At 68.4% G+C, this 12,598-nt stretch carries 12 protein-coding genes; 7 read left to right on the plus strand and 5 right to left on the minus strand.

What is annotated here, in order from left to right; translation table 11 throughout:
• Window positions 1–3 precede the first annotated feature (3 nt).
• A complete protein-coding gene (gene mreC, locus AC1D29_RS14490) occupies window positions 4–1,008 on the minus strand; it encodes a rod shape-determining protein MreC (RefSeq protein ID WP_477898498.1) in 1,005 nt (334 codons plus the stop codon).
• Between the two features lie 35 nt (window positions 1,009–1,043).
• Window positions 1,044–2,087, minus strand: a complete 1,044-nt coding sequence (locus AC1D29_RS14495) for a rod shape-determining protein (RefSeq protein WP_056914135.1) — start codon at window positions 2,085–2,087, stop codon at window positions 1,044–1,046.
• Between the two features lie 212 nt (window positions 2,088–2,299).
• Between AC1D29_RS14495 and gatC the strand changes: the two genes are divergently transcribed.
• The 3 genes from gatC to gatB all read left to right on the plus strand — a co-directional run bounded on the left by gatC (window position 2,300) and on the right by gatB (window position 5,611).
• A complete protein-coding gene (gene gatC, locus AC1D29_RS14500) occupies window positions 2,300–2,599 on the plus strand; it encodes an Asp-tRNA(Asn)/Glu-tRNA(Gln) amidotransferase subunit GatC (RefSeq protein ID WP_477898500.1) in 300 nt (99 codons plus the stop codon).
• Window positions 2,596–4,083 (plus strand): Asp-tRNA(Asn)/Glu-tRNA(Gln) amidotransferase subunit GatA, encoded by a 1,488-nt coding sequence (gene gatA, locus AC1D29_RS14505; RefSeq protein WP_477898502.1) that lies wholly within the window; start codon window positions 2,596–2,598, stop codon window positions 4,081–4,083. Before gatC ends, gatA begins: the two co-directional genes overlap by 4 nt.
• Before the next feature lie 79 nt (window positions 4,084–4,162).
• On the plus strand, window positions 4,163–5,611 hold the full coding sequence (gatB, locus tag AC1D29_RS14510; protein ID WP_477898504.1) for an Asp-tRNA(Asn)/Glu-tRNA(Gln) amidotransferase subunit GatB: 1,449 nt from the start codon (window positions 4,163–4,165) through the stop codon (window positions 5,609–5,611).
• Window positions 5,612–5,626: 15 nt separating this feature from the next.
• Here the strand turns inward: gatB and AC1D29_RS14515 are convergent, their stop codons facing one another.
• From AC1D29_RS14515 to AC1D29_RS14525, 3 genes are all read right to left on the minus strand, one after another.
• On the minus strand, window positions 5,627–6,322 hold the full coding sequence (locus AC1D29_RS14515; RefSeq protein WP_477898506.1) for a hypothetical protein: 696 nt from the start codon (window positions 6,320–6,322) through the stop codon (window positions 5,627–5,629).
• The gene (gene pyrE, locus AC1D29_RS14520; protein ID WP_477898508.1) at window positions 6,322–6,987 is read right to left on the minus strand and encodes an orotate phosphoribosyltransferase; all 666 of its coding nucleotides are present in this window, start codon (window positions 6,985–6,987) and stop codon (window positions 6,322–6,324) included. Before pyrE ends, AC1D29_RS14515 begins: the two co-directional genes overlap by 1 nt.
• Window positions 6,988–7,127: 140 nt before the next feature.
• Window positions 7,128–9,449 (minus strand): TonB-dependent receptor, encoded by a 2,322-nt coding sequence (locus AC1D29_RS14525; RefSeq protein ID WP_477898510.1) that lies wholly within the window; start codon window positions 9,447–9,449, stop codon window positions 7,128–7,130.
• A 180-nt stretch (window positions 9,450–9,629) separates the two neighbouring features.
• On the opposite strand from AC1D29_RS14525, the gene AC1D29_RS14530 reads away from it, so the two are divergent.
• The 4 genes from AC1D29_RS14530 to AC1D29_RS14545 all read left to right on the plus strand — a co-directional run bounded on the left by AC1D29_RS14530 (window position 9,630) and on the right by AC1D29_RS14545 (window position 12,578).
• Complete coding sequence (locus AC1D29_RS14530) at window positions 9,630–10,412, plus strand: exodeoxyribonuclease III (protein ID WP_477898512.1); 783 nt, start codon at window positions 9,630–9,632, stop codon at window positions 10,410–10,412.
• Between the two features lie 207 nt (window positions 10,413–10,619).
• Complete coding sequence (locus AC1D29_RS14535; protein ID WP_477898514.1) at window positions 10,620–10,994, plus strand: hypothetical protein; 375 nt, start codon at window positions 10,620–10,622, stop codon at window positions 10,992–10,994.
• A gap of 36 nt (window positions 10,995–11,030) precedes the next feature.
• Window positions 11,031–11,864 (plus strand): hypothetical protein, encoded by an 834-nt coding sequence (locus tag AC1D29_RS14540; RefSeq protein ID WP_477898516.1) that lies wholly within the window; start codon window positions 11,031–11,033, stop codon window positions 11,862–11,864.
• 87 nt (window positions 11,865–11,951) lie between these two features.
• Window positions 11,952–12,578: a L,D-transpeptidase gene (locus AC1D29_RS14545; protein WP_477898518.1), complete on the plus strand. Its 627-nt coding sequence runs from the start codon at window positions 11,952–11,954 to the stop codon at window positions 12,576–12,578.
• The last annotated feature ends 20 nt before the right edge of the window (window positions 12,579–12,598 follow it).

The raw sequence follows: 12,598 nt of genomic DNA on the forward strand, positions 1-12,598 counted from the left end.
TGATCATGGCTTGGCTCCCGATGCCGCACTGGCTGCCTTGGCCGCGGCTTTCTCAGCCTTCTCGGCCTTCTTCACGGCCCGTGCCGCGGCCTTGGCTTCCGCGGCCGAAGCCGCTTCAGCGACTGCGGCGACCTCGGACTCCTTCTTGGCGGCGACGTGGCGATCCTGGGGCTGCAGCACGAGCACGTGGCGGGCGCTGTCGGGCTGGGCGATGGGCGCCAACAGCACCTGCGCGAAGCTGGAATCGCCGCGCCGCTCGACGACGCTGACCTTGGCCACCGGCAGGCCCGGCGGGTAGACGCCGTCCAGCCCGGAGGTCGTCATCAGGTCACCGGCCTTCACGTCCGCGTTCGCGGCCAGGAAGCGCAGTTCCATGCCGGAACCATCCGCCCGGCCGGCGGCGGCGTTGCGCATCTGCGTGCGCGCGTTCAAGAGCGGGATGGCCGCGTCCTTGTCGGTCAGCAGCGTCACCTCGGCGGACAGCGGGTAGACGCGTGTCACCTGGCCCAGCACGCCGGCCTCGTTGATGACCGGCGAGCCGGCCGCCACGCCCTGCGTCGCACCGCGGTCGATGACGACGCGGCGGGAGAACGGGTCCGGCGCCTCGAACAGCACCTCGGCGGAGATGGACGGCACGCTCAGCGCGGGCCGCAGGTCCAGCAGCTTGCGCAGGCGGTCGTTCTCGGCCTGCAACGCCTCGGCGCGCGACAGGCGCTCGGCCTGGGCCGTGAGCTGGCGCCGCGCCTGGTCTTCGGCTTCCATCGCGCGCTGCGTGCCGCGCAGATAGTCGCCGGCCGTCTCCCAGGCGTCGACCGGCGTCAGCAGCAGGCGCTGCACCGGGTGCAGCACCAGGGCCAGCGCGGCGCGGGCCGGGGCCATCAGCCGAAAGCGCGCGTCGGCCACCATCAGCAGCAGCGCCAGGGCCGAGCACAGCGCGAGCTTGGTCAGCGCCGACGGGCCTTGCCGGAAGAACGGCGGGGGTGTGCGGTCGAGGGTGCCGAGGGGCATTGCGCGCCTGGCGCTTCAGATGAAGGTGGGGCGGCTCATTCCGAGGTGAAGATGGAACCGAGACGTTCCATGCGCTCCAGCGCCATGCCGCAACCGCGCACCACGCAGGTCAGCGGGTCTTCGGCCACCAGCACCGGCAGGCCGGTCTCCTCGCCCAGCAGGCGGTCCAGGTCGCGCAGCAGCGCGCCGCCGCCGGTCAGCATCATGCCGCGCTCGGCGATGTCGGCGCCCAGCTCGGGCGGCGTTTGCTCCAGCGCGTTCTTCACGGCGGAGACGATCTGGTTCAGCGGGTCGGTGAGGGCTTCCAGGATCTCGTTGGACGAGATCGTGAAGCTGCGCGGCACGCCTTCGGAGAGGTTGCGGCCCTTGACCTCCATCTCCTTGACCTCTGAGCCGGGGAAGGCGCTGCCGATGTTCTTCTTGATCGCCTCGGCCGTGGGCTCGCCGATCAACATGCCGTAGTTGCGGCGGATGTAGTTGATGATGGCTTCGTCGAACTTGTCGCCGCCGACGCGCACCGAGCCCTTGTAGACCATGCCGCCCAGCGAGATGACGCCGACTTCGGTCGTGCCGCCGCCGATGTCGACGACCATCGAGCCCGAGGCTTCACTGACGGGCAGGCCGGCGCCGATCGCGGCGGCCATCGGTTCCTCGATCAGGTAGACCTCGCTGGCGCCGGCGCCCAGCGCCGATTCGCGGATTGCGCGGCGCTCCACCTGGGTGGAGCCGCAAGGCACGCAGATGATGATCCTCGGCGACGGCTTGAACGTCTTCGAGTCGTGGACCATCTTGATGAACTGCTTGAGCATCTGCTCGGTGACCGTGAAGTCGGCGATGACGCCGTCCTTCATCGGCCGGATGGCCTCGATGTTGCCGGGCACCTTGCCCAGCATCGCCTTGGCCTCGCGGCCGACGGCCTGGATGGTTTTCTTGCCGTTGGGGCCGCCTTCGTGGCGGATGGAGACCACCGAGGGCTCGTCGAGGACGATGCCCTTGCCGCGCACGTAGATCAGGGTGTTGGCGGTGCCAAGGTCGATGGCGAGGTCGGTCGAGAAATAGCGGCGCAGGGAGGCGAACATGGTGGGGCGCGGAAGGAGCCTCGCCGGCGGGGCGCGGCTCGAAATCGGGGGGGCTTATAAGCAGCGAGGCCGCCCCGCCGGCGACGAAATCAGTCGCTGAATGAGCAGCCCCGAAGGCCATGAAGATGGGCGGCGATAATAACCGAACCCCTTCGTTTTGAGCCCGCCGCTACTGGGTTTTCGGCTCAATCCTTACACCTGAAAACGACCCCATGAGCCTCACCCTCGATGATGTGAGCCGCATTGCGAATCTGGCCCGCCTGGAGCTTCAACCGGCCGAGTCGCAAGCGCTGCTCGGCAACTTGAACGATTTTTTCAAGATCGTGGACCAGATGAGCGCCGTCGACACCGCCGGCGTCGAGCCGCTGTACACGCCGCTGTCGGCCATCCAGCAAGTGCAGTTGCGCCTGCGTGACGACGTTGTCACCGAAAGCAACCAGCGCGAGCGCAACCAGCAGAGCGCCCCGGCCGTCGAGGACGGCCTCTTCCTCGTTCCCAAGGTCATCGAATGAACGCCGTTCACGACATGGGCGTGGCCGAGCTGGCCAGCGCCTTGAAGAGCCGTGCCGTTTCCAGCCGTGAAGTCACGCAAGGCCTGCTGGCGCGCATCGCCGCCCACGAAAAGCTGGGTGCCTTCCTGCATGTCGACGCCGACGGCGCGCTGGCCCGCGCGAGCGCGGCCGACGCCGTTCTCGCCGCCGGCAACGCCAGCCCGCTGACCGGCGTGCCGATCGCGCACAAGGACATCTACGTCACGGCCGACATGCCGACGACGGCCGGCTCCAAGATCCTGGCCGGCTACCGCAGCCCGTTCGACGCGACCGTCGTCGCCCGGCTGAACGCCGCCGGCACGGTGGCGCTGGGCAAGCTGAACTGCGACGAGTTCGCGATGGGCTCGGCCAACGAGAACAGCGCCTTCGGCCCGGCCCACAACCCGTGGGACATGTCCCGCGTGCCCGGCGGCTCGTCCGGCGGCTCGGCGGTGGCCGTCGCAGCCCGCCTGGTGCCTGGCACCACCGGCACCGACACCGGCGGCTCCATCCGCCAACCGGCCAGCTTCACCGGCATCACCGGCATCAAGCCGACCTACGGCGTCTGCTCCCGCTACGGCATGATCGCCTTCGCTTCCAGCCTGGACCAGGCCGGCCCGATGGCCCGCTCGGCCGAGGACTGCGCGCTGCTGCTGTCGGCCATGAGCGGCTTCGACGAACGCGACGCGACCAGCGTGCAGCAGCCGCCGCAGGACTTCCACGCGCAGATGCTGGTGGCCCGCGACGGCGCCACGGCTGCGCAGCCGCTGAAGGGCCTGCGCATCGGCCTGCCGCGCGAGTTCTTCCCGGCCGGCCTGTCCGCCGACGTGAACGCTGCCGTGCGCGCCGGCCTGGCCGAGCTGGAGAAGCTGGGCGCCACGCTGGTGGACGTCAGCCTGCCGCGCACCGAGCTGGCCATCCCCGTCTACTACATCATTGCTCCGGCGGAGGCGAGCTCCAACCTCTCCCGCTTCGACGGTGTCAAGTTCGGCCACCGTGCTGCCCAGTACGACGACCTGCTGGACATGTACAAGAAGACGCGCGCCGAGGGCTTCGGCGCCGAGGTCAAGCGCCGCATCATGATCGGCAGCTATGTGCTGAGCCACGGCTACTACGACGCCTACTACCTGCAGGCGCAGAAGCTGCGCCGCATGATCGCGGACGACTTCCAGCAGTGCTTCAAGCAGTGCGACCTGATCGCCGGCCCGGTGGCGCCCACCGTCGCCTGGGCCGCCGGCACCGGCGCCGACGACCCAACACAGGCCTACCTGGCCGACATCTTCACGCTGCCCGGGTCTCTCGCCGGCCTGCCCGGCATGAGCGTGCCGGTGGGCGCGGGTGAAGGCGGCATGCCGGTCGGCCTGCAGCTGATCGGCAACTACTTCAAGGAAGGGCAGCTGCTGCACGCCGCGCACGCCCTCCAGCAGGCGACCGACTGGCACCAGCGCGCCCCGGCAGGATATTGATGACCCCCACGCTCACTTTGTTCGCTGCCCCCCAAGGGGGCGCGAGCCTCCTTGAGGCGGCTCTGCGGAGTCTCTGAACATGCCCACGTCCAAACTCATCCGCGGCTACGAGGTCGTCATCGGCCTCGAGAACCACGTCCAGCTCTCGACGCAGAGCAAGATCTTCAGCGGCAGCTCGACCGCCTTCGGCGCGGCGCCCAACACGCAGGCGTCGCCGGTGGACCTGGCCCTGCCCGGCACGCTGCCGGTGCTGAACCGCGCGGCCGTCGAGCGGGCCATCCGCTTTGGCCTGGCCGTCGGCGCCAAGGTCGCGCCGCTGTCCATCTTTGCGCGCAAGAACTACTTCTACCCGGACCTGCCCAAGGGCTACCAGATCAGCCAGTTCGAGATCCCCGTCGTGCAGGGCGGCGCGGTGGAGTTCTTTGTCGGCGACGTGAAGCACAAGGTCAACCTGACCCGTGCCCACCTGGAAGAAGACGCGGGCAAGAGCCTGCACGAGGACTATCACGGCCAGTCGGGCATCGACCTGAACCGCGCCGGCACGCCGCTGCTGGAGATCGTCTCCGAGCCCGACATGCGCTCGGCCGCCGAAGCGGCGGAGTACGCCAAGACGCTGCACGCGCTGGTGATGTGGCTGGGCATCTGCGACGGCAACATGCAGGAAGGCTCGTTCCGCTGCGACGTCAACGTGTCGGTGCGCAAGCCCGGCGAGCCCTATGGCACGCGCCGCGAGATCAAGAACCTCAACAGCTTCCGCTTCCTCGTCGACGCGGTGAACTACGAGGTCAACTGGCAGATTGACGAGATCGAGGATGGCCGCAGAATCAGCCAAGCGACCATCCTCTACAACCCGGACACCGGCGAGACCCGCGCGATGCGCAGCAAGGAGGACTCGGCCGACTACCGCTACTTCCCCGACCCCGACCTGCCGCCGCTGGTCATCGCGCCCGAGTGGGTGGAGCGCGTGAAGGGCGAGATGCCCGAGCTGCCGCGCGTGATGGCGGCGCGCTTCGAGAGTGTCGATGGCCTGCCGGCCTATGACGCGACGATGATGACGCAGAGCCTGGCGACGGCGCGCTACTACGAGGCCGCGAAGGCCGCGGGCGCCGCGCCCAAGCTGGTCGCGAACTGGGTGATGGGCGAGATTTCTCGTCGGTTGAACTCGGAAGACGGCGAGATCGACACCGCCCCGGTCGGCCCCGCGCTGCTCGGCCGGCTGATCGCGCGCATTGCCGACGGCACGATCTCGAACAACGCCGCCAAGCAGGTGTTCGAGTCGCTGTGGTCTGGCGAGGCCACGGACGTGGACGCCGTCATCGAGTCCAAGGGCCTGAAGCAGGTCAGCGACACCGGTGCCATCGAGGCCATCCTCGACGAGGTGCTGGCCGCCAACCAGAAGTCCGTCGACGAATTCCGCGCCGGCAAGGACAAGGCGTTCAACGCGCTGGTCGGTCAGGCGATGAAGGCAACCAAGGGCAAGGCCAACCCGGCCCTGGTGAACGAGCTGCTGAAGAAGAAGCTCGGCTGATCGCCGATCCCGGCGCTACTTGGAGGCGCCGGGCTTCGGCGTCGTCGCGGGGACCGTCTTCTGCAACTCGCCCAGCGGCGGCATGGAGCCCGGCGTGGCACCGGCCCAGAGCTTCTTCAGCCGCGCCAGCTCGGCGTCGAAGCGCGCATTGATGCGCACGATCTCGGCCTTCTGGTTCTCGACGAGCACCTGCTGGGCCTCGATGCTCGCGTCGTTCGCATCGAGCGCCTGCTTGAGCTTGCCCGGCAGCGGGCGGCCCTTGTAGAACTCGGCCTCGTCCAGCAGCGGCTTGCGCTCCTGGTTCAGGTCCTTGATGCGGCGCTCGGAGATCTTGGTGGCCTTGCTGGCGTCGTCCAGCGCGGTGTTGCGCGCGCGCTGGTGCGCCGCCTCGGTCGGGTAGCGCTGCATCAGCGTGCGGTCGCGGCGGATGGCGTCCAGCTGGGCGATGCGGTCGGCCGCGGCGCGGCGGTCGGCGGCTTCCTTGGCGGTGCGCTCCTCGGGGCTGAGGAAGGGCGGCAGCGTCGTGCGCTGCGAGCCGTCGGGGTTCAGCACGCGCTGCTCGCGCGCGGTGCATTCGGGGATGGGTCGGTCGCCCGTGAGCTTGCGACCGTCAGCGGTCGTGCAGGTGTAGATGCCCTTGGCGGGCGCGCCGTCCTGCGCCAGCGCGGCGCTGGCGATGAACAGTCCGGCAACGACGGGCAGCGCGCGCATCAGACGCCGTAACGCTCTCGGTAGGCCAGCACGGCCGGGCGGTGCGCGGCCAGTTCGGGCGCGCCGTCGAGAAAGGCCAGCAGGTCGGCCAGGCCGGCGATGGCGACGACGGGCAGGCCGTAGCGCTGCTGCACCTGCTGCACGGCGGACTGCGGGCTGTCGACGCCACTCTCGGCCGCCTTCTCCTGGCGGTCTAGCGCAATGGACACGCCGCAAGGGGTGGCACCGGCGGCCTCGATCATCTGGATGGACTCGCGCACCGAGGTGCCGGCGGAGATCACGTCGTCGATGATCAGCACGCGGCCCTTGACCGGTGCGCCGACCAGCGTGCCGCCTTCGCCGTGGTCCTTGGCTTCCTTGCGGTTGTAGGCAAACGGCACATTGCGGCCGCGCCGCGCCAGCTCCATCGACACCGCCGCGGCCAGCGTGATGCCTTTGTAGGCGGGGCCGAAGATCATGTCGAAGGCCAGGTCCGACGCGATCAGGCGCTCGGCATAGAAGCCCGCCAGGCGACCCAGCTTGGCGCCGTCGTCGAACAGCCCGGCGTTGAAGAAGTACGGGCTGAGTCGGCCGGCCTTGGTCTTGAACTCGCCGAAGCGCAGCACACCGGCCTCCACGGCAAAGGCGACGAAGGACTGGGCGAGCGGATCGGCGGCGGCAGACATGTGACAAAGATTCTAGGGGTCAAAAAAAGAGGCCTGACCCCTAGAACGGGTCAGGCCTCTACTCGTTTACACCGGCGGGCTTGTGAGCCCCTCGGGCGGGCCGGCTTGGGAGCGGTCCGGCGCTAGTCCCGCAGTGCGTCTTAGAACGATGCCTTGAACTGCACGCCGTAGCTGCGCGGCTCGTTGACGATGCCGGTCAGGTTGTCGAAGTCGATGGCGGCGACGACCTGGCGGTGGTTGGTGATGTTGCGGGAATAGGCCGCCACCTCGTACTTGCCGTTGTTCCAGCCGTAGCCCACGCGCAGGCCGCCTTCCAGGGCCGACTTGGCCTTGTACTCGACGGCCTCGTACAGGAACATGTTGTACTTGTCCTTGTAGGCCCAGTCGGTCAGCACGGTCAGTTCGCCGGCGCCGATCTCGGTGCTGTACTTCAGCGTCCAGTTCCAGGTGACCTTGGGCGCGCGCGGTAGCGGGTTGCCGTTGATGCTGACGGTGCCGGCCAGCGGGCCTGCCGGGTCCAGCACCGTGCAACCGGTGTTGGCTTCCAGGAACTGGAAGTTGGCGTTGCCGCAGGGCTGCACGAACAGGTTGGCGTCCTTGATCTTCGTGTCGTTGTACGAGAAGCCCAGCGTCGTGCGCCAGTCGCGGGCGATGATGGCCTGCGCATCCAGCTCGAAGCCTTGGCCCTCGGCCTTGGCGGCGTTGACCAGGCGGTTCTGGTTGGTGGAGCCCGAGCCAGCGGTCAGCTGCATGTCCTTCACGCGGTACTTGAACACCGTGCCGCTGATGCGGGCGGTGTTGTCCAGCAGGTCGGCCTTGAAGCCGGCTTCGACGGACAGCACCTTCTCGGAATTGGCGATCGAGATCGCATCACCGAACAGCACGCGGCCCTGGATGGACGGCGCACGGTAGCCGGTGGCGACGCGCGCGAACAGGCTGGTGGACTTGTCCAGGTTGTAGTTGGCGCCCAGGTCCCAGCTCCAGTTCGTGGACTTCGGCGACGCGAAGAACGGGCCGATGACGTCGACGTTGTTGGCCTTGCCCGGCGTCCAGGTGCGGATGGCGTCGAAGTCCTTCTTGTCGTTGGTGTAGCGAACGCCGCCGCGGATCTTGAAGTCCGGCGTGACGGCGAAGTTCACGTTGCCGAATGCGGCCCAGGATTTGGCCGTCTGGTGCTGCACGGCATAACCGTTCTGCGGGTCACCGGCGGCGAAGCTGTCGAAGTTGAAGCTGTCCACCTGCAGCTTCTCGTTGAAGTAGTACAGGCCGGCGATCCACTGCAGCGGGTCGCTGGTGTTGGACTGCAGGCGGAATTCCTGCGTCGTCTGGCGCAGCGTCGGGATGCCATCGGCCGTCTGGGCGTCAAACGGAATGACGGACGGGTAGGGCGTCGTCGAGCCCGACGGGTAGTACTTAGGGCCATCCGGGATGCCGCCGAAGCGGCTGCCGAAGCCGCCGTCCACATCGCCGCGGCTGTAGAACTTGGCGCGGTCGTGGGCGGTGATGGAGTACAGCGACACGCCGTCGAAGTCCCAGCGCAGGCGCGCGCTGACTTCGCTGGACTTCAGCGTCTGCGAGTTGTAGCCGTCGGTGGGGTAGCTGGCGTCGTCGTAGCCGTCGACCAGGTCGTTGGCGCCGCGCTTCATGATGTTGGCGCGGAAGGTGGTGGCCGTGCCCTTGAAGTCGCGGGCCTGGACCTTGAACAGGCCCGAGAAGTTGCCGTTCTTGTAGGCGGCCTGCAGGCGCACCGCCTTGTCGTTGTAGCCCTCGAGGTCGGGCGTCGCGTCAGCCACCGGGTTGTGCACGCGGTTGTCCTGGCGCTGGACGATGCCGGCGACGCGCATCTGCCAGTCCTGGCTCAGCGGTACGTTGACGGCGGCTTCCAGGTTGGCGGAGTTCCAGCGGCCGTAGCTGAAGTTGGCGAAGCCTTCCAGGCGCTTGGTCGGCTTGGCCGAGTCGAACTTCATGACGCCGGCCGGCGAGTTGCGGCCGAAGAGCGTGCCCTGCGGGCCGCGCAGCAGTTCGACCTGCTCCATGTCGAAGACCGGGAAGCCCTTCAGCGCGATGCTTTCCTGCACGACGTCGTCATAGACCAGGCCCACGGGCTGGGACGCATTCATGTCGAAGTCGGTGTTGCCCAGGCCGCGCACATAGAAACGCGGGAAGGTGCGGCCGTAGTCCGATTCGATGTTCAGGCTGGGCACACGGCCCGACAGCGCGCGCACGTCCTGGCCGCTGGCGTTGTAGGTGTCCAGTTCCTCGGACTTGATCGCCGAGATCGACAGCGGCACTTCCTTCAGGTTCTCGGCGCGGCGGCTGCCGGTCACGATGACGGCCTCCAATTGACTCACGTCCTTCTTGGCTTCCGACGCCGGCGCGGTCTGGGCCACGGCGGCCTGCATCGGGAAGGCCGCAGCCAGTGCGAGCGCCAGCAGGGTCGGGGAAATGCGTTGTTTCGGCATGAGAAATCCTCGGGTTGACGGGGGGTAGGGCGGGCAGGCGAGAAAAAATGGGCGCTTTTGACGCCTCTGATTTCTACGGGATCGTAAAGATCACGTGACGTTTGCGTGATGAAAGCGTGCGCGGTGTTGTGCATTTGCTGCACTGCGATACTCATCCGCGTCAACCCACCCCTCATTGCGATGCGCTTCATCACCGCCAACCTCAACGGCGTCCGCTCCGCCGCCAGCAAGGGCTTCTTCGACTGGCTCGACAAGCAGCAGGCCGATGCGGTCGGCGTGCAGGAGCTGAAGGCGCAGGCCGACGTCGTCGAGGACAAGTTCCGCAGCTGCGACCTGCTCAACGGCCATTTCCACTACGCCGAGAAGAAGGGCTACTCGGGCGTGGGCCTCTATACCAAGGAAGAACCCAGCGATCTGGTCACGGGCCTGGGGATAGGCGAGTTCGATCTAGAGGGCCGTTGGGTCGAGAAGCGCTTCGACAAGCCGGGCCGCAAGCTCAGCCTCATCAGCGTCTATTTCCCCAGCGGCACCAGCGGCGAGGAGCGCCAGCAGGTCAAGTACCGCTTCCTGGCAGCGCTGTACCCGCACCTGATGGCGTTGAAGGCCGAGCGCGAGTTCATCCTGGTCGCCGACGTGAACATCGCGCACAAGGAAATCGACCTGAAGAACTGGCGCAGCAACCAGAAGAACAGCGGCTTCCTGCCCGAGGAGCGCGCCTGGCTGACGCGTCTGTTCGACGAAGGCGGCCTGGTCGACGTGTTCCGCACGATGAACCAGAAGGCCGAGCAATACACCTGGTGGAGCAACCGCGGCAATGCACGCGCCAACAACGTCGGTTGGCGGCTGGACTACCACCTGGCGACGCCGGGCGTTGCGGCGCTTGCGCGCAGCGAGGCCATCTACACCGGCGAGATGTTCAGCGACCACGCGCCGCTGACGGTGGACTACGACTTCAAGCTCTGAAAGCCACTGTGGCGCAAGCGCTGCAACGCCCTGCTTCTGCGGGTAACCAGCCGCATCCGCGTGCGGGGCGCTCCTACAGGGCATTGGGCGGGGAGCCGACGTCACGCGCCCGGGTGGCGCCCTAGAGTGGACTCAGCCGCGGTGGAAATGCCCGGCACCCGCCGGTCGGCGCTTTTGCTGGCCTCACCGCATCAAAAGGAGTTCGCTATGTCCACCATCAAGACCGTCACCACCGTCATGACCGCTGCCTTCCTCGTGACCGGCATCGGCCTGGCCGTCGCCCAGTCGGAAGAAACCCCGGCGTCCCCCCCGGTCGAGCAGACCACCGCAGCGCCGCTGCCGGCTGACCAGACGCCGCCCGCCGACCCGACGCTGATGCCGCAGGAAAGCAACGCCACGCTGCAGCAGCCGGCCGACGAACCGAGCCGCACCACGCCGCCGCCGGCCGAGCCCAGCACCGCGCAGATCCCGCCCCAGCCGGTCGACAACACGCTGTCGCAACCCGCGACGCAAAACTCGTCCGTGAACACGACGCCGGCCCCGGCCTACACGGAACCCGCTCCCCGCGCCGACCGTAACTGATCGCGACGTATCGGGCGATCTCCGTCACTGCTGACCATGCGTTTCGGAGACCGCCCTGAGGATGACGCCGCCGCGGACTCGCGGCGGGACATCCTTGCCGGCCTGCGCCAAGGCGTGCTGTTTGCCGCCGTGGCGCTCGCCGCGCTTTTCATTTTTGGCGGGAGCCGCTTCTGGCGCAGCCATTTGCCGGCTTCCTCCCCGCCGCCCCGCGCGGCCGCTGCCCAGCCGACCGCCGCCCCTGCGGCACCGGCCATCGAGCGGCGGCTGGACATGGGCAACGTCCGCGCCCCGCAGGACGTGACCCGCGTCGCCGCCTGGGCCGTGCGCGAGGCCGACAACGGCGACCATCCGTTTGCCATCGTCGACAAGCGGCGCGCCCGCGTCTACGTCTTCGCACCCAGCGGCCACCTGCTCGGCAACAGCCCCGTGCTGCTGGGCTATGCCGCCGGCGACCTGTCCGTCGCCGGCATCGGCAACAAGCCCATCGACCAGATCAAGCCCCAGGAACGCACAACCCCGGCCGGCCGTTTCCAGTCCGAGCCCGGCCGCAATGCGCTGGGCGACGACGTCGTCTGGGTGGACTACGGCGCCGCCGTGTCCATGCATCGGGTGCGTGCGACCAACCCCAAGGAGCGCCGCCTTGAACGCCTGGCCACACCGACGCCGGCCGACAACCGCATCAGCTGGGGCTGCATCAACGTGCCTGTCGCCTTCTTCGACAAGACCGTCTGGCCCAACCTCGGCCGGCGCGGGGCGGTCGTCTACGTGCTGCCCGAGCGCCAGTCGTTGACGGCCTTCTTTCCCGACGCCCGGCCGCCGCAATATTTCGCACAGGCGGCGCCGGCGCGAGGTAACAGCGCCAAACCGTGAACTCCTCGCCTGTGCGCGAGGTGCCCGCCTTCCTAGACTGCCCGCCGGGCTGGTGCGAGGTTGCGCCGCCCGTCAGCGGGGCAAAGCGTGGGCAGCAGTTGGGCAAACCGGTTACGTCGGGTCAAGGTCGGCATTTGGGGCATCGTCGCGGCATGGGGCGCCGCCACGGCACTGCCGGCGCTCGCGGACGTCACGGCGCGGCCGGTTGCCCATGACGCCGGCGACGGCCGCCCCTTCGCGGTCGTGGACAAGCGCCTGGCGACGCTGTCGGTGTATGCCGCGGACGGCCGCCTGCTGGGCCGCACGCCCGCGTTGCTGGGTCTGACGCCTGGCGACGCCGAAGCGGCCAGCGCCCGGGGCAAGGCCCCCTCGGCGCTGACGACGCAGGAGCGGGTGACGCCGGCGGGTCGTTTCGAGACCCAGCCCGGTCACAACCTGAACGGTGAGCGCGTGGTGTGGTTCGACTACGAAGCCAACCTGGCCATCCACCGCCTGCGCCCAGCGCCCGCCAACCAGCACCGCCCGGAGCGGCTGGCATCCAGCAATCTGCAGGACCGCCGCATCACGCTGGGCTGCGTCGTCGTCGACCCGGCCTTCTTCGACCAAGTCGTGCTGCCCGCACTGGGCAGTGGCCGGGGGCTCGTCTACATCCTGCCGGAGCGCGAGCCCATCGTCGCGGCTGCGGCGGGCATGGTGCGAGCGGCGGCGCCCTGAGCGGTCTGCAAGCCTGGGCA

It is taken from the genome of Roseateles sp. P1_C6, from assembly GCF_056406315.1.

What these genes read in the sequence shown, in the direction of transcription:
- pyrE (WP_477898508.1), bottom strand. Translation starts at nt 6,987, where the DNA reads ATGTCTGCCGCCGCCGATCCGCTCGCCCAGTCCTTCGTCGCCTTTGCC.
- AC1D29_RS14540 (WP_477898516.1), top strand. Translation starts at nt 11,031, where the DNA reads ATGCGTTTCGGAGACCGCCCTGAGGATGACGCCGCCGCGGACTCGCGG.
- AC1D29_RS14530 (WP_477898512.1), top strand. Translation starts at nt 9,630, where the DNA reads ATGCGCTTCATCACCGCCAACCTCAACGGCGTCCGCTCCGCCGCCAGC.
- gatB (WP_477898504.1), top strand. Translation starts at nt 4,163, where the DNA reads ATGCCCACGTCCAAACTCATCCGCGGCTACGAGGTCGTCATCGGCCTC.
- AC1D29_RS14495 (WP_056914135.1), bottom strand. Translation starts at nt 2,087, where the DNA reads ATGTTCGCCTCCCTGCGCCGCTATTTCTCGACCGACCTCGCCATCGAC.
- AC1D29_RS14525 (WP_477898510.1), bottom strand. Translation starts at nt 9,449, where the DNA reads ATGCCGAAACAACGCATTTCCCCGACCCTGCTGGCGCTCGCACTGGCT.
- gatC (WP_477898500.1), top strand. Translation starts at nt 2,300, where the DNA reads ATGAGCCTCACCCTCGATGATGTGAGCCGCATTGCGAATCTGGCCCGC.
- mreC (WP_477898498.1), bottom strand. Translation starts at nt 1,008, where the DNA reads ATGCCCCTCGGCACCCTCGACCGCACACCCCCGCCGTTCTTCCGGCAA.
- AC1D29_RS14515 (WP_477898506.1), bottom strand. Translation starts at nt 6,322, where the DNA reads ATGCGCGCGCTGCCCGTCGTTGCCGGACTGTTCATCGCCAGCGCCGCG.
- gatA (WP_477898502.1), top strand. Translation starts at nt 2,596, where the DNA reads ATGAACGCCGTTCACGACATGGGCGTGGCCGAGCTGGCCAGCGCCTTG.
- AC1D29_RS14535 (WP_477898514.1), top strand. Translation starts at nt 10,620, where the DNA reads ATGTCCACCATCAAGACCGTCACCACCGTCATGACCGCTGCCTTCCTC.